We start from the raw sequence: 23,323 nt of genomic DNA on the forward strand, positions 1-23,323 counted from the left end.
TTTTCCTCCTAATCTAAAGTATCTTAGTGATAAGCGTTAAGAGGCTTGTCAGCTACAATTGCTTCTGCTTGCTTACGTAGTTCAGCAAGTTCAGACTCTTCGGCTTTAAGAGCCTTAACAATAATTTCAGCAATTTCACGTGCTTGATCTTCTTTAATACCTCTTGAAGTAATTGCTGGTGTTCCCACACGGATACCTGATGTTTCAACAAATGAACGTTGGTCATTTGGAATAGAGTTCTTATTAACAGTGATTGCAACTTCTTCTAAGCGGTTTTGTGCCCACTTACCAGAAACATCAAAGCTTGTTAAGTCTAATAACATTAAGTGGTTATCTGTACCACCTGAGATAACGCGTAAGCCACTCTCGTTAAATACTTCTGCCATAGCAGCGGCATTCTTAATAACTTGTTGTGCATACTCTTTAAATTCAGGTTGTAAAGCTTCACCAAAAGCAACTGCTTTAGCTGCAATAACGTGCTCTAAAGGTCCTCCTTGGATTCCTGGGAAGATAGCAGAGTTTAATTTCTTACCATATTCTTCTTTAGCAGTTAAGATCATGCCACCACGAGGACCTCTTAAAGTCTTGTGAGTAGTAGTTGTAACTACATCCGCGTAAGGAAGTGGATTTGGATGTAAACCAGCCGCTACTAAACCAGCGATATGCGCCATATCAACCATTAAAATAGCGCCAACTTCTTTAGCAATCTTTGCAAATCTTTCAAAGTCGATTGTACGTGAGTAGGCAGAAGCACCCGCAATAATCATTTTTGGTTTCTCTTCACGCGCAATTTTTTCTAAAGTGTCATAGTCTAGCTGTTCATTTTCATCAAGACCATAAGCTAACATATGATATGATTGACCAGAGAAGTTAACTGGTGAACCGTGAGTCAAGTGCCCACCTTGAGATAAGTCCATACCTAATACTTTATCTCCTGGTTCTAAGAAGGCACGGTAAACAGCTAAGTTAGCTGAAGAACCTGAGTGAGGTTGAACGTTAACATAAGTTGCGCCAAATAATTCTTTGGCACGATCAATTGCTAATTGTTCTAGGATGTCTACGTATTCACACCCACCATAATAACGACGTCCTGGATATCCTTCAGCATATTTATTGGTTAGGATTGACCCTTGAACCTTCATAACATCTTCAGATACAAAGTTTTCTGAAGCAATTAATTCGATACCATGCGTTTGACGTTGGCGTTCTTTTTCAATTACCTCAAAAACTTCTGCATTAATATTTGACATATATACACCCTCCAAAAAAATAGTTACAACATTTAGTTGTAGTTTAATTATAACATAAATGACGACGCTTTCGTAACCCTATTCATGAAAGCAAGTGTTTTCTCATCATTTTCTAATCCTTGAACATAAATTTTCTCTGCCGGACCTTTTTCTAGAGCCCTAAGTCCAGAAAATAAATGTTGTGAAGCGCTCTGCCAGTCATTCGGTTGACCCAATGAATAACTATCGACAACCTGGGGCCGTTCTTTCAAACCATCAATAATAGCATTATCAGCCAAAATGCCTATCTTCATCGATTCTTTATTGACTAATTCAACCCATTCTTCTATTTTTCTCGGAAATGCTATCAGGTAAACCGGTTGTTTGGGACTATAATGACGATATTTGACTCCTGGGGAAGCTACATTTAAATTAGCCAATTGCATTTTTTCAGAAACAACCTGAACAGGACAGGCTGTTTTAGCTTGAATCTGACTAGGCGTGATATGGCCTGGTCGTAAAACATCCACTCTATCCTCATGGGGATAGACAACTGTCGACTCAATACCCACCTCCGTTAAAGCTTGGCCATTATTTAGAATTCCAGCAATTACACCTCTAAAATCATGTAGTACATGCGCCAAGCTCGTCGGACTTGGTTTGCCAGATAGATTTGCTGACGGACCTACTAGTGGGGTTCCCACTAAGCCAATTAATTCTAAGGTGAGAGACTGATTAGGCATCCGAATAGCTACACTTTGCTTACCGCCAGTCACATTATCAGCTACTTTGCCTTTTTTAAGTGGAAAAATAATCGTTAAAGGTCCCGGCCAGAAACTATCCATCAATGATTGAGCGATGGGGGAGATTTCATTCACTAGTTCTTCAACTTGATCTTGATTGGCAACATGCACGATTAAGGGGTTGTCATTAGGACGGCCCTTTGCTTTAAAGACTTTTGCCACAGCTACTGGATTTGTGGCAATAGCCCCTAATCCATAAACCGTTTCGGTTGGAAAAGCGATTAATTCCCCCTTTTTTAGTAGTTCTGCTGCTTGAGGCAAGCTTTGCTTATCAAAAATTAGAGTCTTCATTTAAATCCTCCTCTCGCATCAAAGATACATATCGATCTTTACCCGCAAAATCACGTCCAATTTGAATAAAAGCCGCTGGAAAAGCGTCTTGCAATATCGTCTTAACAGCCAGACCTTGGGCAAAACCTATTTCCAAAAAAACACCGGCTCTTGGTTTTAAGTGTGAAGGTAATTGCTTAGCTAAAGCTTTATAAATGGCTAAACCTTCATCTTCCGCAAACAAGGCGGATTGTGGTTCATATTTTTTTACAGAAGCATCCATTAAATCCAACTCACTTTGAGCAATATATGGCGGATTAGAAACGAATACATCAAATTGAAAATCTGGCTTAAAGGCTTGCATCAAGTCTGAATGGACAAATTGAATATTCACTTGATGGTCATTAGCATTTTTCTTAGCTAGTTGAAGGGTTGCTTGTGAGAAATCACTAGCATATACTTCCCAAGTTGGTAAAGCTTTCTTTAATTCAATAGCAATTATGCCTGAGCCGGTTCCTAAATCGATTACTTTGCCTGGAGGCAGCTGACGCATATAAGCCAGCGCTTTTTCAACTAAACCAGCCGTTTCTTCTCGTGGGATCAAGCAAGCCGGACTTACCTGATATTTGTGGTCCATAAAATAAGTGTAGCCGCTAATATACTGTATCGGTTCATCATTTACTATCCGGTGGAGAGCAGAATCAAATTGGCTGGCTAGACCTTGTGAAATCGGTTGATTTAAAAACTTGACGGTCTGACTTAAATCCCAATCAAACAACTGCATCCAATAATAGCGCGCCAAATTTGCATCGTGGCCGTGTTGATTCAAAAAAAATGAAGCCTTTTGGAGGGCTTCATTTAAAGTTAGTTCTTTATGCTCCTTGACCATTGAGCTCCTCCAACTTTTGCGTTTGGTCATATACAACAAGGGCATCAATGATTTCATCGATATTGCCTTGCATAATAGAATCGAGTTGCTGAATGGTTAAGCCAATCCGATGGTCGGTCACACGGTTTTGTGGATAATTATATGTGCGAATTCGTTCAGATCGGTCTCCAGTACCTACTGCCAACTTTCTTTCAGAATCAAAAGCTTCTTGCTTTTCAGACTGCAGAATATCGTAAACACGTGTTCTTAATACTTTCATGGCTTTTTCTCTATTTTTTAATTGTGATCGCTCATCTTGCATAGCTACCACAACTCCTGTTGGGATATGAGTCATTCGAACAGCTGAAGCTGTCTTGTTAACGTGCTGTCCACCAGCACCAGAAGCATTATAAATATCCACACGGATATCATTTTCATCTAAATCAAAATCGATTTCCTCTTGTTCAGGCATTACCACTACTGTAGCAGTGGATGTATGAACCCGACCTTGCGATTCGGTTTCTGGTACACGTTGCACTCTATGTGCACCGTTTTCGAATTTTAGTTTGGAGTAGACTTTTTCGCCTGTAATCATTAAGGTTACTTCTTTGTATCCTCCAATGCCTGTAATATTGGCTGACATTAGTTCGACTTTCCAGCCCTGGGCTTCAGCAAACTTGGAGTACATGGTTAAAAGATCCCCTGCAAATAGTTGTGCTTCATCCCCACCGGCTGCTCCTCGAATTTCCATGATAATGTTTTTGCCATCATTAGGATCTTCTGGCAACATCATCAATTTAATTTCTTCTTCTAATTGATCTTTTTCTTCCTTCAAATCAGAAAGTTCTAACTTGGCTAATTCTGCCATATCAGGGTCTAAATCGCCCGCTAACATTTCTTCTGTATCTGATAGTTCTTCATTGACTTGTTTATAACGACGAATTTTAGCTACCTTGGGTCTTAAATCGGATTCCTCAATCGATAACTTTCTTAATCGATCCGAATCAGATATAATTTCTGGATCACTCATCATTTCGATTACTTCCTCAAAACGGAAGATTAATTGATCTAATTGTTCAAACATGACATTCTCCTCAATCTACTTATTAAAGTCTTTTTTTAAATTTTTCCAGGGTTTTTATAACATTTACGACAAACAGGCAAATAAGCTTCATTGCCCCCTATTTGAATTTGGTCTCCTTCATAAACTGGTTGACCATCAAGAAACCTTAAATTCATAGTGGCTTTTTTATGACAGAACCAACAAATTGTTTTAATTTCTTCGATTTTATCAGCATAAAGGAGCAAATATTTTGACCCTTCAAATAGTTCATTGGTAAAATCATTTTTCAAACCAAAGGCCATGACCGGAATATTTAACTCATCGACAACCTTAGCTAATTCAATGATATGGTGTTTCTTTAAGAATTGTGCCTCATCAACCAAGACACAAAAAAGGCGGTCTTTTTGGTGAGAAGCCTTAATCTTTTCATAAAAGTTATCCTCATCAGAAATCGGAATAGCTTGTCGATTGAAACCTGTTCGTGAAGAAACAATCCCTACCCCGTCACGGTTATCTATTGCTGAAGTATAGATTTGCACAGCTTTGTTTTGTTCTTCATAGTTATGAGCAACTTTAATAATTTCTATTGATTTACCTGAATTCATTGCTCCATATTTAAAATAAAACTTAGCCATTACCATGCTCCTCTTGTCTGTAGTTTAATTCAACCTATTCATAATAGGTTATTTTTATTTAGAAAGTCAATCCTTCACACACTATTCTATTCTATCACATCCTATCACTTGTCAAAAGAGATTCTTTCTTCCAAATTTACTTGAGGACTGATAGAATAATATTACTTGTATATTATGAAAAGTTGAGGTGGTAGTATGCCATTACGTAGCCAAATCGCTCGTATTATTGGAAAGACAAGCCGTTATTTATTAACTAAATTCACTCAAGGAGGGTCCTCCTTACCTGGAAAAATTGCCCTTACTATAGAACCCGATCTCTTAAAAGAATTAGCCAACAATTATCAAGTTGTGGTTGTTACTGGCACAAACGGAAAAACGCTAACAACCTCTTTAATTGTTGAAATTTTAAAAGAAGTAGAGCCCTTAGTCATTACCAATCCCTCTGGATCAAATATGCATCAAGGAATAGTAACTACGTTTTTACAAGCCCCTCGCTTAAAAGATGGCCAAAAAGGAATAGCCATTTTAGAAGTCGATGAAGGCTCTTTAAGCCATGTGGTTAAAGCCATCCAACCGGAGTATTTTGTTTTTACAAATATTTTCCGCGACCAGTTGGATCGTTTTGGTGAGCTTCATACTATTTTTGATTTATTAAAAAATGCTGCTAAAAGTGTGCCTACAGCCAAAATTATTGCCAACGGCGATCTACCAATGTTTAATTCATTAGAAATAGAAAATGAGAAAATTTTCTTTGGTTTTGATCATCAAAAGGATGAACGGATTGTTCCGCATCATAATACCGATGGTTTACTTTGCCCAATATGCGATCATATCCTAACCTATAAAATGATTACTTATGCTAATTTAGGTAAATATTATTGCGAACATTGTGGTTTTAAACGTCCCAAATTAACTTATACCGTCGATCAAATTAATGAGCTGGCGCTTACCCACTCCCAATTTTCGATTAATGGCCAGTCCTTCACTTTACCAGTTGCTGGTAAGTATAATATTTATAATGCTTTAGCCGCTTATTCATTGACTAGAGAGCTAGGGTTAGATGATAGTGAGATTCGACAAGCTTTTGAAAAAGCTAAGAAAGTATTTGGTCGACAAGAAAGTATTCAAATAAAAGACAAAAAGGTTCTACTTAATTTGGTGAAAAATCCGGTTGGTTTAGATCAAGTACTAGAACTGATTACTTTTGATCATCAACCCTTCACTTTAGTCAATATTCTAAATAATCAATATGCTGATGGGACAGATGTTTCATGGATTTGGGACGGTAATTATGAACGATTAAAGACCATGCCAGTCGCTGAAGTCATCACCGCTGGTGATAAAGTAGATGATTTGACCAAGCGAATTGTTGTTGCGGGAATTGATGAAAATCAAATTAAAAAAGCTCACTCAATAGAAGAAATTTTCCAGCTGATTGAGCAAGCCAACACAGAAAACATTCATGTTTTAGCAACTTATACTGCCATGCTTCAATTAAGAGAAGAACTAAAAAAGCAGGGCTATCTAAATCATTGAGAGGAAGAAGTGAATGAAAACTTTTAGAATTTGTCACTTATATGGTAATTTACTTAATACATATGGTGATAATGGAAATTTACTGATGCTTCAATACCATGCCCAAAAAAGAGGGATGGATGTATTAACTGAAGTGGTAACAATTGATGACCTTTTTGATCCTACTGCCTATGATTTAGTCTTTTTTGGTGGTGGACAAGATTACGAGCAAAAGGTAATTGCTAAACAGATCCAATCCATCCGACCTGGTTTGCAAGAATTCATTGAAAAAGATGGTGTCGTTCTAGCAATTTGTGGTGGTTATCAACTCTTAGGTCATTATTATGTTAATGCTAAAGGAGAAAAAATACCGGGACTTGGTATTCTTGACCATTTTACTGAAAGACAAATCAACCACCGCTTTACCGGTGATACCAAAATCTATTCTGACTATTTTAAGCGCGAACTCATCGGGTTCGAGAACCACAATGGTGTGACTCATTTAGGAAAAAATCAAAAAGCTTTCGGAAAAGTCATTCAAGGATATGGGAATAATGGTAAAGACCAAACTGAAGGGACCCATTACCGCAATACTTTTGGCAGTTATTTTCACGGCCCCTTATTAGTTAAAAACGATTGGTTGACTGATGAGTTAATTGATTTAGCTCTTTCTAATCAACAGACTCCTAAAGTTGAAGCCTAAGGCAATTAAAGCCAAAGGCTTCAACTTTTTTCTAGTTAGCTTTAATAAGAGTCACCCTCATGTTAAAATAAATGATAATGATTCTAAAAAGGAGTATATTATGTCAAATATTCTTACAGTCAAAGATCTTACTATTCAAAGTTCAAAGAAAACAATTATTTCTGACTTGTCTTTTAAGATTGAAAAAGGGGATTTTGTTTCTATCAATGGCCCTTCTGGATCAGGAAAATCAACCCTCTTAAAAGAAATTGTTTACTTAAATGCCCCTAACCTAAGCCGATCAGGGTCTATTTTTTTTGAAGAGAAAGAAATTGACCAGTATCCACCCATTGAACTGAGACAAAAAATTTCCTACTGCTTCCAAACAGCTCAATTGTTTGGTCGAGATGTATGGGATAATTTGTCCTTCCCTTATGAAATTCGCGATTTACCCGCTGATAAAGATCGTATTGTTCAATTATTGCAAGAAGTAGAACTTTCAAGCGATTATTTAAGCAAAGAAATTAATAGTTTATCTGGAGGAGAAAAACAACGGGTTGCTCTTATTCGAAATTTAATTTTTCCGCCGGAAATTTTATTATTAGATGAAATTACCTCTGCTCTTGATCAAAGAACCAGAGAAATACTATGGCGTTGGCTACTCAACTATATTGACAAAGAAGGAATTACTACTCTTTTAATTAGTCATTTAGACAAGGACCACCAGCTTGCTAATCGCGAAGTTTATATATCGAAAAATATCGATGAAAGCGAGGAAGAATAATGACTCAGAATCTTCAAGTTAGTCCGCTTACTTTAGCCCTTTCTTTTTCCCTTGTTTTAATAACCTTTTATATTTCATATAAAGAACAACTGGACCTTTGGAAAGATTTATTGATTGCCATAGTAAGAGTTATTTTACAATTATTAATTGTAGGCTATGTCTTAGAACAAGTCTTCTCTATCGATAACGCTTTGCTTACTGTAGCCATGGTTGCGGTTATTATTTTCAATGCCGCTTGGAATGCTTCTAAGCACGGTAAAGGAATAAATAAAGCCTTCGCCATTTCTTTATCAGCAATCGGAATTGGATCACTCACTAGTTTAGCAATATTAGTCTTATCTGGTTCTCTAAAATTTACCCCTTCCCAAGTGGTTCCAATCACAGGGATGATTTCTGGGACGGCCATGACGGCTCTCGGTTTAACCTATAGAAATTTGAAACAGCTTTTTGAAGATCATAGACAGGCATTTCTAGAAATGCTAGCCTTAGGAGCAAGTCCACAGCAAGCTAGCACGCATATTAAAAAACTGGCCGTTAAATCTGGTATTCAGCCAACCATCGATAGCGTGAAAACTACAGGAGTTGTCACCTTGCCGGGTATGATGTCGGGTTTAATTTTTGCCGGTGTCGATCCAACCAAGGCAATTATGTATCAAATGATGATCTCCTTTACTTTATTAGGTACCACTTCACTGGTCTCAGCAACTTCCGCTCATTTAGCTATTCGTACTTTTTTCAATGATCGCTATCAATTAACCTTCATGCCAGAAAATGATAAAAAATAAAGTAAAATAAAATCCCCAAGAGGGGTTTCTTGGGGATTATTCTATACTCGATATCTTAATTGGCCATCTAAGTAGGTTGCTTGTAAGTCAGCATTTTGATTAAGAACAATAAAATCAGCTGCTATATCTTTTCTTATTGAGCCACATTCAGCTTGAATTCCGACAGAACGCGCTGGATTTAGACTCGCCATCCGAATTGCTTGGTCGACTGTTGCTAGTTCCCATTTAATCATGTTTTGAACGCCTTGTATCAGTTCTAGAATAGAGCCCGCGAGGCTTCCTCCTTCAACTAATCGCGCTGTTCCTTCGCTTACCATTACATCAAACTCACCTAAACGGGAGATGCCTTCTCCCATGCCACCGGCTCGCATACAATCAGTAATTAAAACTGTCTCTTCTAGTCCTCTAGCTTTAAGTGCAATTTCAATAGCAGCTGGGTGAACATGGTGGCCGTCGGCTATGATTTCAGCAAAAACATCTTTCAAGCTAAGTGCCGCGCCAACCATACCAGGATTGCGATGGTGCAAACCTGACATACCATTGTATAAATGAATAAAAATATCAGCACCTGCCTCTACTGCAGCTTTTGCTTGATCATAACTAGCATCTGAATGGGCAAGAGCAGTATGGACTCCTTGGGCTTTGGCATATTCAATAAATGGAATGACTCCTTGACGTTCTGGTGCAATTGCAATTTTATTGACTAAACCCCCTGACAATTTTATCCATTCACTTAATGCATCAATCGAGGGATCACTCATGTATTTGGGATTTTGTGCCCCTTTATATTTTTCTGTAAAGAAAGGTCCTTCTAAAAAGATTCCTCGGACTTTAGCTCCCTGACAGGTTTGATAATTTGTTTTGATCATCGAACATACTGCATTTAAACGCTCAATCGAATCGGTTAAAGTTGTTGGCAAAAAGGAGGTCACTCCGCAAGTCAATAATTGGTCAGAAATATGGCGCAGACCTTCAGGATCATTATCCATAATATCGTAACCTTGATAGCCGTGGATATGTGTATCCACTAAACCAGGAGCAATTATCAGATTCTCATAATCTTTTATTCGCTCAACATTTGCTGGCAAATCACTCACAATTTCGCCAAACTTACCCTCATCTGTTACTTCAAGAAAGGCTTCCTCAACTACTGAACTATCTAATATAATTTGCTTTGCTTTATAGTATTTACTCATACCATCACTCCTCTTACTACATATTATACTTGTTTTTGAAAATTATAGAATAATTTTGCTAATAACTATGCTGTGATGAGATAGATAAGTTTATATAGGAGTTTAAAATTGATTAAAGCAATAGGTTTTGACTTAGATGATACACTCTATGATCGAAGTGCCATTTATCAGCAGGTATATGAAGCCTTTCAATCAGACAACTCTTATAACATCCCCTTTGATTCTTTTAATCCTGTCTACCAGCATTATTCGAAAAATCTTTACCAATCCTTTATTGCCGATAACTGTAGTAAACTTCATTATCAATTGCAGCGGACTATTGATGCTTTTAGCACTTTCGAGCATGAAATTCACTTAGATCCAGCTCATAGTTTTCTTGATCTATACAAGGATTGCAAAAAATATCTAACGCTTCGTCCAAATTTTCATGAATGCTTGCTCCACCTTAAAGAAAGTTCTGTAGAACTCTTTATACTGACTAAAGGAGCCAATGCTGGTCAAAGGAGTAAAATTGAAGTGCTCGGCTTAAGGCAATACTTTGATGAGGATCAAAATTTCATATCGGAAAACTTGGCTTATTCGAAAGCTGATGTTGAAATTTTCAATAAAATTACTAACTCACTTGCTTGCGCAAAAGATGAAATTATTTATAGTAGAGTTGATTAGACCAATGACATCGAAGGATCTTTAAATAGTGGTTGGCAAGCTATTTACTTTAATGTCCATAACAAACCTGGTAGGAATGATCATCCCTATCTTAAAGCAATCCAATTTGAACAGGACCTTTGTAATTTACTATCCAATCTTTAAAAAAAATCCGAGCAAATTGCTCGGACTTTTTTTACGTCTATTCATATAAAATTATTGTTCAGAAGTTGTTTCTTCATTTTCTTCTGTTGTATCTGAATCTTCATTTCCTTCAGATTCCTCTGTAGTTGTTTCTTCATGTCCTTCAGATTCCTCTGTAGTTGTTTCTTCGTTAGAAGGAGCATCTTGACCACCATTGTTTGACTCTTGGGGACTAGTTACTGCATTCCCTTCACTATCTACCGCTTCTTCAACTTCACTGCCTTCAACTTTTAGAACTTCTAAAGTTGTAGCATCTAAAGTAATGGTCATCATTTTTCCTTCGGTTGGTTCTTCAGTGTTTTCATAAACAAATACGGCCACTTCAGTGACATCTGTTTCTTCATTAACTGAATAAACAAATTCTAATGCTTCACCCATGCCAGCTTCTTCTTCAGCGGCTTCTTTAATTTCGTCAAAACCAGCAAGATCTTCAAAATCAATAGTAGCTAAAGGCTCATCAGACATTTCCTCTTCAGTATCAGATTCGCTTTCTTCATTGTCTGACATCATATCATCCATTGCATCTTCTGCATCTGACATCATATCATCCATTGCATCTTCTGCATCTGACATCATGTCATCCATAGTATCTTCAGCTTCAGACATCCTATCTTCAACTTCGTTTTCGTCTTCAGGGATTTCTTCTTTCGTACGAGCATCATAAGAAACAGTTACATCTTCCATTGCTTCTTCATCTGTACCTTCAATCGTAATTTTAAATGGATCTACCTCATCCATTTCGTCTTCAGTCATTTCTTCATCTGACATTTCATCTTGGGTCATTTCTTCTTCAGATTCGTCATCAGCCATTCCCATTTCTGACTCGACTTTGACAGATAGATCATCTTCTTCATCTTCTTCTAAAGGTTGGATGATAATACGATTAATTCCAACTTCTGGATAATCTTCTTGATACTTTTTAACGATTTCTTCCAAAGCTTTCTGCATTGGACTTACTTCTTCTTCATCTTCTTCAACTGTTGTTTCTTCCATAGAATCTTCAATCATTGAGTCCACAGTTGTTTCACTATCTTCTTGAGCAAAGATAGATACAGTTGGAGCTATAGCTCCTAAGGTGATAGCGCTCATTGAAATTAAAACTAATTTTTTAAAAGATTTTTTCATTATAAAATCGCTCCTTTGTTCTTCTAGTATGTCTTCATCATACATCCTATATTCTATTTATGCTAGTAATTTGCTTAGAAATAATGATGATTTTTTTAAGAATATTATTCCCATCCCTATTGTAGATGCTTTTATATCAGTGTTTGTCGGAGTTTACTTTTTAATCCACAAACGAACACTCTTCTAATTTTGTTCACAATTTATTCATAATTATTATTTATGAATGAAAAATAGCGTTGGTAAACAAGCCAACGCTATTAAGTCAAAAATTATTGTTTAGCTTTTAATTTCTCAAGCATATCCACTGTCATCTTATCTAAATCATACTCTGCTTTAAAGTTCCATTCTTCTTTAGCAGCTGAAATATCCATTTCATCTGGCCAAGATTTCGCAATGCGCTCTAAAGTTGGATTCACATCGTAAGTCATTTCGAAGTCTGGCATGACTTTACGGATTGATGCCGCAATTTCTTCAGGCTCGAATGACATACCTGAAATATTGAAAGCATTGCGATGAACCAACTTATCAGCATCAGCTTCCATTAAATCAATGATTGCTTGAATAGCATCTGGCATGTACATCATGTCCATTTTTACACCTTGAGGAATATTGCAGACATATTTACCATACTTAATCGCATCATAATAGATTTGCACTGCGTAGTCAGTTGTTCCACCTCCTGGAGGTGTTACGTAAGATATTAAACCAGGGAAACGCACGCCACGAGTATCCACACCAAAGCGAGTATAGTAATAATCACACAGTAACTCACCTGCTACCTTAGTAATTCCATACATTGTTGTTGGGCGTTGAATAGTATCTTGAGGTGTACCAACTTTTGGTGTGTCTGGACCAAACGCACCAATAGATGAAGGTGTAAAAAATTGAAGCTCTAATGAACGAGCAACTTCTAATCCATTTACTAAACCTTGCATGTTAATATCCCATGCTAATAAATGCTTTTCTTCTGCAACAGCTGATAATAAAGCAGCCATATGAATTAATGTGTCTACTTCGTGATTTTTAGCAATAGCCATAAATGCGTCCATATCCATTACATCTAAAATAGCAAAGTTAGGATGATTACAGACTTCATTTCCCTCTACTACACGGATATCTGTAGGTACGACATTTTCTTCACCATACATATCATTTAACTTAACAACTAATTCCGAACCGATTTGGCCTAATGCACCAGTAATTAAGATTTTTTTCATGATTCCCTCCTAGATTACGCCTAATTCTTTACCAACTTTTTCGTAGATGGTAATTGCTTGGTCTAACATCTCTTTAGTATGTGCAGCTGTTGGCATATTTCTCACACGACCAGTTCCGAGTGGTACTGTAGGAAAGACAATTGATTTAGCATAGACTCCTTCTTCTCTTAACCGTTTAGAGAAGGCTTGAGCTAATTTTTCTTCACCTAAAATAACTGGTGTAATTGGTGTTTCCGAGTTGCCAATATCAAAGCCTAATGCTTTTAATTCAGCTTTAAGATAGTTACCATTCTCCCATAGGCGATCGTGTAATTCTGATGATTCCATTAAGATATTAATCGATTCAGTAGCAGCTGCAGCATCCCCCGGTGTTAATGAAGTTGAGAATAGGAATGGACGTCCAGCTACTTTTAACCAGTCGATTAATTCTTGTGAACCCGCAACATAACCACCTACTACACCAAGAGCTTTTGAAAGGGTTCCAATTTGTAAGTCAATCTTATCCGATAGACCGAAATGCTTAACTGTACCCGCACCTTTACCCATTACTCCTGATCCGTGCGCATCATCAACATAAGTAATTAAGTTGAATTCTTCTGCAATTTCAACAATTTCTGGAATATTAGCTACGTCGCCATCCATTGAGAAAACACCGTCTGTAATGTACATTACTTTTTTGTATAAGCCTGATTCTGTTGCCTCTTTAGCTTTTGCACGTAAATCATCCATGTCTTGATGTTTCACTGGAATGATTTTAGCACGTGATAAACGACAGCCGTCAATGATTGAAGCGTGGTTTAATGCATCTGAAAGAATAGCGTCTTCTTTGTTCATGATGGCAGAAATAGCAGCCATATTACAATTGAAGCCTGATTGAAAAGCTATTGCAGCTTCTGTTTTCTTAAATTCTGCAATTTTCTTTTCTAGAATATTGTGGACATCCATCGTACCATTAATCGTACGAACCGCACCTGCTCCCACTCCATACTTATCAATAGTTTTTTTAGCTACCTCTTTTAAACGTTCGGAAGTTGCTAAACCAAGATAGTTGTTTGATGATAAATTAATGAGCTCTTGTCCGTTAATTTCAATGATTGGGCCGTTTGCAGAAGATAAGGCTTCGATTTCATTATAGAGATTCTTTTCTTTCTTTTCTGCAATTGCTGCTGATAAAAATTCATGTAAGCTTTGTACCACTTATAGTTCCCCCTTAATACTTTTACTATATTATAAAACGCTTCCAGGTTTAAAGCAAATACAATCGTAATTATGATTAAATCCTTATTGATTTCTCATTATTTTCTTATTCTAAAGCTAAATTAAACTAGTTCCGCTTGTTACTAAAATGTCGCGTCGACTGAACAGCCCTTCTCCAACCTTCATATAAATCTTCACTGCGATTTATTGACATTTTCGGTTTAAAAGTTATAGCGGGTTTAACTAAGCTTTGGATTTCTTCAATAGACTGCCAATAGTCTACTGCTAAGCCTGCTAGAAAAGCAGCCCCCAATGCCGTGGACTCAAGATTGGATAAGCGTGTTACTGCCGTATTTAAAATATCTGCTTGAAACTGCATCAAGTAATTATTTTTACAAGCGCCTCCATCGACTTTTAATTCTGGAATGACGACCCCCATTTCATCCTTTATTACATCAATGATGTCGCGCACTTGATAAGCTAAAGATTGCAAGGTCGCTTTAACGAAGTCAGCTTTATCAGTGCCACGAGTTAAGCCAAACACAGCTCCTCTAGCCTGAGAATCCCAATAAGGAGCTCCTAATCCCGTGAAAGCTGGCACCACATATACTTCATCTTCGTTTTTTGAATGTTGGGCGAGTTCCTCAGATTCAGAAGATTCTTCAATCATCCTTAATCCATCTCGTAACCATTGAATAGCTGAACCCGCTACGAATATAGAGCCCTCAATACAGTATACTGGAGATTGGTTAGGAAATTTATAAGCGATAGAAGTAGATAGCGCATGCTTAGACAGCTTTAGCTCATTCCCAATATTCATCAATATAAAGGCACCTGTTCCATAAGTTGATTTAACTTGCCCTTTATCAAAGGCGAGTTGACCAATCAATGCTGCTTGTTGATCTCCAGCCATACCAGCTAATGGTATTTCGTGACCGTAAAAATGATAGGTGGCTGTTTTTCCGTATATTTCAGAATTTGATACCACTTGGGGTAATAGTTGAGCAGGTATATTGAATATGTCTAAAAGCTCTCGATCCCATTCCAGAGTTTCAATATTAAATAAAAGGGTACGCGAAGCATTAGAATAGTCCGTAATATGGTGTCTGCCACCTGACAATTTCCACATCAACCAAGAATCTATTGTGCCAAAGGCTAAGTCGCCAGCTTCTGCTCTTATTTGAGAAGTTGGAAGATGGTCTAAAATCCAACGAATTTTACTCGCTGAAAAATAAGGGTCAAGCGGTAAGCCTGTCTTTTTCTTAATAATATCTTCATAGCCACTCTTTTTAAGCGCTTGGCATATTTCGCTTGATTGCCGCGATTGCCAGACAATCGCGTGATAGATAGGCTCTCCGCTTTCACGGTCCCAAATGACTGTCGTCTCTCTTTGATTAGTGACTCCAATTGCTACTATCTGCTTAGGTTGAATATTACCATTAATCAAAGCTTGAGAAATGACGGACTGAACGGATTGCCAAATCTCATTAGCATCTTGTTCTACCCAACCAGATTGAGGAAAAAATTGTTGAAATTCTTTTTGAGCACTGGCTATAAATTCACCTTGATGGTTCACTATGACTGCTCTAGTAGATGTCGTTCCTTGATCGATTGCCATTATATATCGGTCGTTTAACAAAATAAAGCCCCTCTCTTTAATCGCTTAATTGAGTGATTGTATTATAGTTCTTGTCAATATACTTCTCAAGTTTCGTTTAATTAAGACTTGTATTCTATTAATTTAAAGGTATAATTAAGACAAGAATCTTAAATAAGGACAATTGTTGTCAGTGGGAGGTATTATCATCAGACTCAACTCAAATGAAAAGCGTGTTTTGGATTTAATTAAGCAAGACCCTTTTCTTACTCAAACTAAACTTGCTGAAATTTTGAGTATTAATCGATCTACTCTAGCTAATATTGTGTCATCACTTACGCAAAAGCGCTACCTGCAAGGTAGAGCCTATATTGTCAATGAACCAGCTGATATTTTTTGTATCGGAGCTATGAATATTGACCGTATCTTTCAGTTAAAAACACCTTTACTCAAATCCACCTCTAATCCTGTTAACTCAACAGTGACTGTTGGAGGAGTTGCACGAAATGTAGCAGAAAACCTCGGAAGGATGGAACTCTCAGTGAGTTTACTATCTTTAGCAGGTATCGATGCTGATTTTGAAGAAATTAAGGCTATTACTCAGCCCTTTGTGAATTTAGACCATGTGAAATCCTTAGAAAATCACAATACGTCCTCCTACACAGCCATTCTCGATGAAACAGGTCAAATGGAAGTAGCCTTTGCTGATATGGAAATCTGTGATCAAATGAATGCTGAATGGATTACTAGTTTCCATTTACAAATTGAAAATTGTCAATTCATTGCTATGGATCTTAATCTCACTCAATCTGCCGTTGAACAAGTGATGAATATAGCGAAAAAACAGCAAATACCTCTGGTGGTTATTCCAGTTTCCGGACCGAAAATGAACCATCTGCCAGAGAATTTAAAAGGAATTACATGGCTAATTGTCAATCAGGATGAATCTGAAGAATACTTTAATCACAAAGTTAAGACGGAAGATGATTTTATATATCTCGCTGAGCTATGGATTGATCGAGGAGTGGAAAATGTCATTATCACTCGTGGTACTAAACCATTGCTATACTCGAATCAAAAGAAAGAGTTTCTATATTTTCAACCTCCTAATAACCCTCGATTAGTTGATGTGACAGGGGCTGGCGATTCTTTTGTAGCGGGATTAATATACGGGCTCAAAAAAGAATATGCTCCAAGTGAAGCCATTCATTATGGTATTACTAACTCTTATTACACTGTACAATCCCCTTCCACAGTTAGAAAAAATCTTAATGCGAAACTGTTTGAAGAAGAACGTCAATTGATTGGAAATTGTCAAATATTTTAAAGAAAGAGGAATATAACTATGAATCAACCATATAATAAAGAAACAGCTAATGCTATGAATCATCCCCTATTATCCATCTCTAAAGAGGTTCAAGCAGCAATCATTCAACAAAAACCGATTGTAGCCTTAGAATCAACTATCGTTTCACACGGAATGCCTTATCCACAAAATGTTAAAATGGCACAAGAAACGGAACAAATTATTCGTGACCACGGAGCTGTTCCAGCAACCATAGCCATCATGAACGGGCAGTTTAAAATTGGCTTAGAAGAAGAAGACTTGGAAATCTTAGCTACAGCAAAAGATGTGGTCAAAGTATCCAGACGAGACTTAGCCGAAGTAATTGCCAATAAGCAATTAGGAGCCACTACCGTGGCTACAACCATGATTGGCGCTCATCTAGCCGGGATTAAAGTGTTTGTAACCGGTGGAATTGGTGGGGTTCATCGTGGATATACTGAACACATGGATGTATCTGCTGACCTTGAAGAGTTAGCCCAAACTCCTGTTACCGTGGTATGTGCGGGAGCTAAAGCTATTTTAGACTTACCAAGAACCTTGGAATACTTAGAAACTAAAGGGGTTCCGGTTACTGGTTATCAAACCGATTACCTGCCAGCCTTTTATTCTTCAACCTCACCTTACCGCTTGACTAGTAGGGCAGATTCTGCAGAAGAAATTGCCCAGCGAATGGTAGCCGCTGATCAACTAGATTTACAAGCTGGTTTATTGATTGCAAACCCAATCCCTAAAGAATACGAAATCCCTAACGATGAAATCAATGCTATCATTGATCAAGCTTTAATTGAAGAAAAAGAAGCTGGCGTTCATGGTAAGGAATCCACCCCCTTCTTATTAGCAAAAATTGTTGAATTGACTGAAGGACGCTCATTAGAAACTAATATCCAATTGGTTTATAATAATGCAAAATTAGGTGCAGAAATTGCGGTTCAATACCAATTGAAAAACTAATGTGTCTTCCAAAAGTATTTTTAGCCTCTAGTTTGGGTTATTCCTGAATTGGAGGCTTTTATATGTGATCATGAGTGATTAACTTAGAAAGCAAACGCTTGCTTTATCGACCTTATAAAGGTATATTATAGTTAAAACAAATGGAGGTATTCTATGAAAAAATTATTAACACTATCGGCAGCTGCCTTAACACTAGGTGCAGCTACATTACCTTTAGCAACTGTTGTTGCTCAAGAACAAATTTCACCAGTAATCATTACTGACGTTGGTGGAGTGGACGATAAATCATTCAACCAATCTGCTTGGGAAGGTTTACAAGCTTACGGTGAAGAAAATGAATTAGAAGAAGGCCCTGGTGGCTACTTCTATCTTGAATCTAAGTCAGATTCAGATTATGTAACAAACATCAATGCAGCTATCCAAGGTGGATCAAACCTTATTTTTGGTATTGGTTATAAGTTACAACCGGCTATTGATGAAGCAGCTGAACAAAACCCAGATGGACATTTTGTTATCGTAGACTCTGTTGTTGAAAAAGACAACGTAGCTTCTATTACCTTTAAAGACAACGAAGCAGCTTTCTTAGCAGGTGTTGCTGCAGCTATGACTACTAAGACAGACCACATCGGTTTTATCGGTGGAGTTGAATCTGAAGTAATTGACCGTTTCGAAGCTGGTTTTGTAGCTGGTGCTAAAACAGTTAACCCTGATATCGAAATATCAATCGAGTATGCTGGTCACTTTGCAGATGCTCCTAAAGGAAAGCAACTAGCAGCTTCAATCTACTCTAGTGGCGCAGACATCATTTATCATGCTGCTGGTGGAACTGGCCAAGGTGTATTCTCAGAAGCTAAAGACCGTGTATCAAACGATCCTTCTCAAGAATTATACGTAATTGGTGTAGACTTAGACCAAGACGCTGAAGGTTTAATTGAAATTGACGGTGAAGAGCGTCACTTAACATTAACATCTACATTGAAACAAGTTGGTGAATCAGTGAAAGCATTTGCTGAAAAAACACAAGCTGAAGGTTTTGAAGGTGGCGTTCAAACTTTAGGTTTAGCTGATGGTGGTGTAGACCTTACAACTGAATTCTTAACTGACGAAGTTAAGAAAGCTGTTGAAGACTACAAACAACAAATCATCAATGGCGAAATCGTTGTCCCTGAAAAACCAGGTGAAGAGATGACCTCTAATGAAGATGCTGATGCAGAAAAAGCTGAAGACGAAACAGAAGAAGAAACTGCTGAAGAAACTGAAGCAGAATAATAATTTAAAATTAATTACAAAAAAGAGCAAGCTTGATTTATCTCAAGCTTGCTCTTTTTTCTATTTAGAACTACTTAACGTATATAATAGAAAGTCTTTTGATTGGATTAATTATATTCGACTATTACTTCTAGGAACAATTAGGATAATGTTTTTTCAACTATTGACTTATATTTCAAAATTGCGTAAGATATATGTGTATTTCTATATTGGGGGCGTAGCTCAGTTGGGAGAGCGCTACAATGGCATTGTAGAGGTCGTCGGTTCGAGACCGATCGTCTCCATTTACAGTAATAAAGGGAATTAACTACTGATAAAAAGCTTGATATTATAAGCTTTCTAGAGGTGGTTATTTTATTTTGTTTCAAATAGTAGTAATCAACCCACGTAAAAAACCACGTAAGATTTAAAATAAACCCCGACTAATTAAAAAACCTCCTTCTCGAATGAGTGGGAGGTTTTTAAATAATTACCTTGGTTTTAATGAGCATAAATAGCTTTTTTAAAAGTTTCTGATGAGCTCGGTAGTTTAACCCATTCATAAACTAATTTGAAAGGCGAAGGTTTTCTTTTTATTTTCTTGCTCTCACATAAAACTGGTGAATATCCAGTCGCTTCTAACTGCGCAGCATTTTCTAATAATAATTCACTGAAGAATATCAGACTTTGTTTATAATTTATAAAATAGAGACCTATAAATTTTAACTTTTTTGACCAAGCGTTACAGAATCTGTTAGCAACTTTTATATGTAATTGTAATATTATTAAAGGAAATACTAGATATGATAGAAGATTTGCAAAAACTATGCCATCTCTTTTGAACCGATAAAAAGTAATAACTGATAAATATGAAAACCATAATACAATAGTACTTAGCAGAGCTATTATTATCATAAATCATCGCCCCTTTCTATATTTGTAGGTTTTTTCTTTTATAAACTCTTTACTTTTTTCCTTATAGAATTCTTCTCTATCACGTTGAAGTTGAAAACTATTTCCATAAGATTCTCTGATAATATTTCTAGAAATTTCCTCATTTTCAATATCTTGATCAGTTTTTTCGAGGCCATCAAGTTTCCCACTTAAATAAACTGTATAAAGTCCTAACATAACTACTATACTTTTTAAAATTACATCTATTAATATTATATTAGGTTCTAAAAATTTAAGTTTATGTGAATAACTCACGTATATAAATATGATAGCTATTAAAATAAAATCAGCTTTAATTGTTAAAATCCTCTTGTTTTCTATACTTAATATTTCTTGGAATTTCTCATTTTCTTTATCTGGATTTTTGTTAATATTTTTAACTTCTTTAAGAATCTCTCTATCAGATAGAGTAACAATGTTGTTCAAAATATACATTATTATTGTAGCTGAAAAAGAGACTCTTTCGACAGATAAATACATTGATATGCAGAAAATTATTAATGAACTCACGCTTAATAGTTGCATAAAAAAGACTTGTTCGGCATTTTCTCTCCTACAAAAGGTTTATTAACTACATCATAAAACAACCAATTTATAAATACAATAGATTCGATGAAGAATTTCCGTCAACGCTCTAGAGTTGTCAAACATATATTACACAAGCTGATTGATTACTAAAACAAAACCTACTATTGCAACTATTGTTAGAGCAATCGGAGCTATAGTAGCTAACGAGGCTTTGATAAAGCCAAAAATCGATAGTTGAGCCGCAGTTGCTACGGCTAATAACACCATAAACACCGGGGCTATGACCCCTAAGGCGGTCACCACCAATCCTATGACAATGGCAAACTCCTTTGCGGGCTTAGGAAGCTTAGAAAACTATTCTCTAATTGATTGTAAGATATCAGCTACAACTTGCAATATCAGAGCTAGTACTTTGCCTATTTCATCTCCAAAGTCACTCATTAATAATTATAGTTTGTTTTGAGCTTTATTTAATTCACTTATTGAATCAAGTGTATCTTCATAAGTAGATTTAAGTTCCCTGCTGCCTCATGCTGGCCTCTCGATAGGTTTCTCGCTAATCTTCAAGCTGCTTAGAAAACAATAAAATAAGAGAGACAAGCACATAAAACATGTACTCATCTCTCTGGTCCAACTTCTTGGGTCACTATAATCAGTAGACTCTTTATTAGTTTAATATTGTAAATTACAGGCTAAATTATTTAATAACAACTTGATCTTGCTCTAATTCTTTTTCTGCACCCATCTTACCAGCGTAGGCAGAAATTACTAATCCCAAAACAGATCCAATGAAAGCATAGATAGAATATTTAGAAGCTTCATTCATAACATCATTTGTTGTTTCGACACCTTCGTCAATTGCTTGTTTTGTTCCACTTTCTAAGCGATTCATTTCAGTTTCAGCGCTAGCAAGTAAATATTTCGCTTGAGCTTGAGCTTCTTCATATGATTTCATAATGTGAGCTGTAGCTTCTTCTGCTTCTTCATCATTTAAATCAGTATTATCAGCAATAGCATTCGATAAAGCATCTTCATCTAAACCTTCGTCAATTGTAGCCATACGATCTTCAATGTTTGTATAAACATCTTTCATCGCTTGCTCAACAGGTTTTCCATCAACCACAACGCTTTTAGCTGCATTTTGAATATCAGTTACCGTTTCATCTAACTGATTTTGTAAATAACCTGGTTGCAACTGTTCAATTTCAGTGTCTTCTAGTAAATCTTGTACTTCTTGGTCTAAATTCGATGTATCAAGTTGTAAGTTATCTGCTACAGCGTTAAATACTTCTTCAGATAAATTACCTGCAGCTTTTGAAACATTTCCTATTGCATCTCCAGCAGCACTAGTTGTCGCACCAAACATAGCACCAATTGTATTGAAAGTTCCTGTCACTGCTGATGAAGCCAATACTACTGCTACAATTAGGCCTGTAGCCCATGTCAGGAAACCATGAACCATACCAGCTCGGTGTGCAGTGTATCCTGCGATAAATCCTCCGCCGGCTAAACTTAAAATTAATGACACAATCGTCCAAATGATTAAGCCCATTCCAACTCCATCTAATGGATTAACAGCGGTTAAGTCAGTAGCTCCAAGTCCGATAGCTGCCCCAATTAAAGAGAACAACATGCTTAAAGCGACGAAAGTCACTAATCCAGCGAAAACAGCACGCCACGATAAGTTTTCTCCTATCCGATGATGATGTCCTATATGGTGATCATGATGTGAGGTATAAGTGTGGTTGCCAGTATCTTTAGTAGGATCCTTTACAACGACCTTACCCTGACCTCCAACAGTAGGCTCAACATTGTGCTTATCTCGTTCATTATTCATATAAATCCCTCTTTCTTAAAGTTTTAACACTCAAGGTGCTTTAAGGTACAATTTATCTTTATAGTGGTGATAAATACTATAAAATAATTGCTTTAGACAAATCGTTCTTTTAGAACTTTCCTTATCCTTAGCATACTAACTTATTTGTAAAAATTCAAATATAACGCTTCTAAAGACCAATTTAATCATAGCAATAGCGTCAGTCAATGGCTTGATGACCCAATCTAAGGTTGGATGATCGCTAAGATTCCAAGCGATCATTTCAGAGTTAAATAAATCCATAATAGGACTTAAATAAGCAGAATTTTTCCCTAATTTAACTTTCAGTTGCCATTCATTTTACACTAAAGCGACGATTGAGGTGGTTGGGAGCAATTGTTCCCACAGTGCCTTCGTAAGAGCTATAGCGACGTGACTCCGCCAGAATTTTGTACGTTTCAAGCCGAGCTTACCCCTGATTCGTAAAACTTTTCTTAGGGCTAATTTTTTGATGGCATGTTTTGTATAATTAAGCTTTAATTCATCGATAACCAAGAGTATATGTGTCAAGAAGAGAAGAAAAGAAAAGGAGACCAAGCAACCATTAGGGTTCTATAATTTATAGGGTTGATGGCCGAAGGCCTCAACTCTATTTTTTACTTT

At 36.8% G+C, this 23,323-nt stretch carries 21 protein-coding genes and 1 tRNA gene; 9 read left to right on the forward strand and 13 right to left on the reverse strand.

Translation table 11 applies throughout. The annotated features are described in order from the left end of the window. Window positions 1–23: 23 nt before the first annotated feature. The 5 genes from glyA to ACQV18_RS06755 are packed head-to-tail and all read right to left on the reverse strand — an operon-like array spanning window position 24 to window position 4,868. Window positions 24–1,250: a serine hydroxymethyltransferase gene (gene glyA / locus ACQV18_RS06735; protein ID WP_428873856.1), complete on the reverse strand. Its 1,227-nt coding sequence runs from the start codon at window positions 1,248–1,250 to the stop codon at window positions 24–26. Between the two features lie 47 nt (window positions 1,251–1,297). Further along, window positions 1,298–2,323, reverse strand: coding sequence for an L-threonylcarbamoyladenylate synthase (locus ACQV18_RS06740; RefSeq protein ID WP_428892781.1), 1,026 nt, complete (start codon window positions 2,321–2,323; stop codon window positions 1,298–1,300). After that, window positions 2,304–3,191, reverse strand: a complete 888-nt coding sequence (gene prmC / locus ACQV18_RS06745) for a peptide chain release factor N(5)-glutamine methyltransferase (RefSeq protein WP_428891844.1) — start codon at window positions 3,189–3,191, stop codon at window positions 2,304–2,306. The genes ACQV18_RS06740 and prmC overlap by 20 nt, the downstream gene beginning before the upstream one ends. After that, on the reverse strand, window positions 3,175–4,254 hold the full coding sequence (prfA, locus tag ACQV18_RS06750; protein ID WP_428873853.1) for a peptide chain release factor 1: 1,080 nt from the start codon (window positions 4,252–4,254) through the stop codon (window positions 3,175–3,177). The genes prmC and prfA overlap by 17 nt, the downstream gene beginning before the upstream one ends. Window positions 4,255–4,289: 35 nt before the next feature. Continuing rightward, window positions 4,290–4,868, reverse strand: coding sequence for a thymidine kinase (locus ACQV18_RS06755; protein WP_428873852.1), 579 nt, complete (start codon window positions 4,866–4,868; stop codon window positions 4,290–4,292). A 195-nt stretch (window positions 4,869–5,063) separates the two neighbouring features. Here ACQV18_RS06755 and ACQV18_RS06760 point away from each other — a divergent pair, with 195 nt between their 5' ends. The 4 genes from ACQV18_RS06760 (at window position 5,064) to ACQV18_RS06775 (ending at window position 8,634) form a co-directional block, all read left to right on the forward strand. After that, window positions 5,064–6,404, forward strand: coding sequence for a MurT ligase domain-containing protein (locus tag ACQV18_RS06760; RefSeq protein WP_428892782.1), 1,341 nt, complete (start codon window positions 5,064–5,066; stop codon window positions 6,402–6,404). A 13-nt stretch (window positions 6,405–6,417) separates the two neighbouring features. Further along, window positions 6,418–7,086, forward strand: coding sequence for a type 1 glutamine amidotransferase (locus ACQV18_RS06765; RefSeq protein ID WP_428892783.1), 669 nt, complete (start codon window positions 6,418–6,420; stop codon window positions 7,084–7,086). Window positions 7,087–7,186: 100 nt separating this feature from the next. After that, window positions 7,187–7,849 carry an ABC transporter ATP-binding protein gene (locus ACQV18_RS06770; protein WP_428873849.1) on the forward strand — a complete coding sequence of 221 codons (663 nt, stop codon included), beginning with the start codon at window positions 7,187–7,189 and terminating at the stop codon, window positions 7,847–7,849. Further along, window positions 7,849–8,634, forward strand: a complete 786-nt coding sequence (locus ACQV18_RS06775) for an ABC transporter permease (protein ID WP_428873848.1) — start codon at window positions 7,849–7,851, stop codon at window positions 8,632–8,634. Before ACQV18_RS06770 ends, ACQV18_RS06775 begins: the two co-directional genes overlap by 1 nt. 41 nt (window positions 8,635–8,675) lie before the next feature. On the opposite strand, the gene nagA is transcribed toward ACQV18_RS06775, so the two are convergent. Further along, a complete protein-coding gene (nagA, locus tag ACQV18_RS06780) occupies window positions 8,676–9,830 on the reverse strand; it encodes an N-acetylglucosamine-6-phosphate deacetylase (RefSeq protein WP_428873847.1) in 1,155 nt (384 codons plus the stop codon). A gap of 108 nt (window positions 9,831–9,938) precedes the next feature. Here nagA and ACQV18_RS06785 point away from each other — a divergent pair, with 108 nt between their 5' ends. Next, a complete protein-coding gene (locus tag ACQV18_RS06785; protein WP_428892784.1) occupies window positions 9,939–10,496 on the forward strand; it encodes an HAD family hydrolase in 558 nt (185 codons plus the stop codon). A 195-nt stretch (window positions 10,497–10,691) separates the two neighbouring features. Here the strand turns inward: ACQV18_RS06785 and ACQV18_RS06790 are convergent, their stop codons facing one another. The 4 genes from ACQV18_RS06790 to glpK form a co-directional block, all read right to left on the reverse strand. Continuing rightward, window positions 10,692–11,804: a hypothetical protein gene (locus ACQV18_RS06790; protein ID WP_428892785.1), complete on the reverse strand. Its 1,113-nt coding sequence runs from the start codon at window positions 11,802–11,804 to the stop codon at window positions 10,692–10,694. A 269-nt stretch (window positions 11,805–12,073) separates the two neighbouring features. Then, window positions 12,074–13,021, reverse strand: a complete 948-nt coding sequence (locus tag ACQV18_RS06795; protein ID WP_428873844.1) for an L-threonine 3-dehydrogenase — start codon at window positions 13,019–13,021, stop codon at window positions 12,074–12,076. Window positions 13,022–13,030: 9 nt separating this feature from the next. Next, window positions 13,031–14,218 (reverse strand): glycine C-acetyltransferase, encoded by a 1,188-nt coding sequence (locus ACQV18_RS06800; RefSeq protein ID WP_428873843.1) that lies wholly within the window; start codon window positions 14,216–14,218, stop codon window positions 13,031–13,033. A 127-nt stretch (window positions 14,219–14,345) separates the two neighbouring features. After that, window positions 14,346–15,857, reverse strand: a complete 1,512-nt coding sequence (glpK, locus tag ACQV18_RS06805) for a glycerol kinase GlpK (RefSeq protein WP_428873842.1) — start codon at window positions 15,855–15,857, stop codon at window positions 14,346–14,348. Between the two features lie 151 nt (window positions 15,858–16,008). On the opposite strand from glpK, the gene ACQV18_RS06810 reads away from it, so the two are divergent. The 4 genes from ACQV18_RS06810 to ACQV18_RS06825 all read left to right on the forward strand — a co-directional run bounded on the left by ACQV18_RS06810 (window position 16,009) and on the right by ACQV18_RS06825 (window position 19,667). Continuing rightward, the gene (locus tag ACQV18_RS06810) at window positions 16,009–17,142 is read left to right on the forward strand and encodes a PfkB family carbohydrate kinase (protein WP_428873841.1); all 1,134 of its coding nucleotides are present in this window, start codon (window positions 16,009–16,011) and stop codon (window positions 17,140–17,142) included. Between the two features lie 54 nt (window positions 17,143–17,196). After that, window positions 17,197–18,114, forward strand: coding sequence for a pseudouridine-5'-phosphate glycosidase (locus ACQV18_RS06815; protein WP_428873895.1), 918 nt, complete (start codon window positions 17,197–17,199; stop codon window positions 18,112–18,114). 153 nt (window positions 18,115–18,267) lie between these two features. Next, window positions 18,268–19,383, forward strand: coding sequence for a BMP family lipoprotein (locus ACQV18_RS06820; RefSeq protein WP_428873840.1), 1,116 nt, complete (start codon window positions 18,268–18,270; stop codon window positions 19,381–19,383). A gap of 211 nt (window positions 19,384–19,594) precedes the next feature. Beyond that, window positions 19,595–19,667, forward strand: a tRNA-Ala gene (locus ACQV18_RS06825). A gap of 196 nt (window positions 19,668–19,863) precedes the next feature. Here the strand turns inward: ACQV18_RS06825 and ACQV18_RS06830 are convergent. The 3 genes from ACQV18_RS06830 to ACQV18_RS06840 all read right to left on the reverse strand — a co-directional run bounded on the left by ACQV18_RS06830 (window position 19,864) and on the right by ACQV18_RS06840 (window position 22,681). After that, window positions 19,864–20,277 carry a hypothetical protein gene (locus tag ACQV18_RS06830; RefSeq protein WP_428892786.1) on the reverse strand — a complete coding sequence of 138 codons (414 nt, stop codon included), beginning with the start codon at window positions 20,275–20,277 and terminating at the stop codon, window positions 19,864–19,866. Between the two features lie 3 nt (window positions 20,278–20,280). Beyond that, window positions 20,281–20,742 carry a hypothetical protein gene (locus ACQV18_RS06835; RefSeq protein ID WP_428892787.1) on the reverse strand — a complete coding sequence of 154 codons (462 nt, stop codon included), beginning with the start codon at window positions 20,740–20,742 and terminating at the stop codon, window positions 20,281–20,283. 799 nt (window positions 20,743–21,541) lie between these two features. Next, window positions 21,542–22,681, reverse strand: coding sequence for a hypothetical protein (locus tag ACQV18_RS06840; protein ID WP_428876619.1), 1,140 nt, complete (start codon window positions 22,679–22,681; stop codon window positions 21,542–21,544). Between the last annotated feature and the right edge of the window lie 642 nt (window positions 22,682–23,323).

It is taken from the genome of Facklamia sp. P9177 (genome assembly GCF_050409585.1).
Lineage (GTDB): Bacteria > Bacillota > Bacilli > Lactobacillales > Aerococcaceae > Facklamia.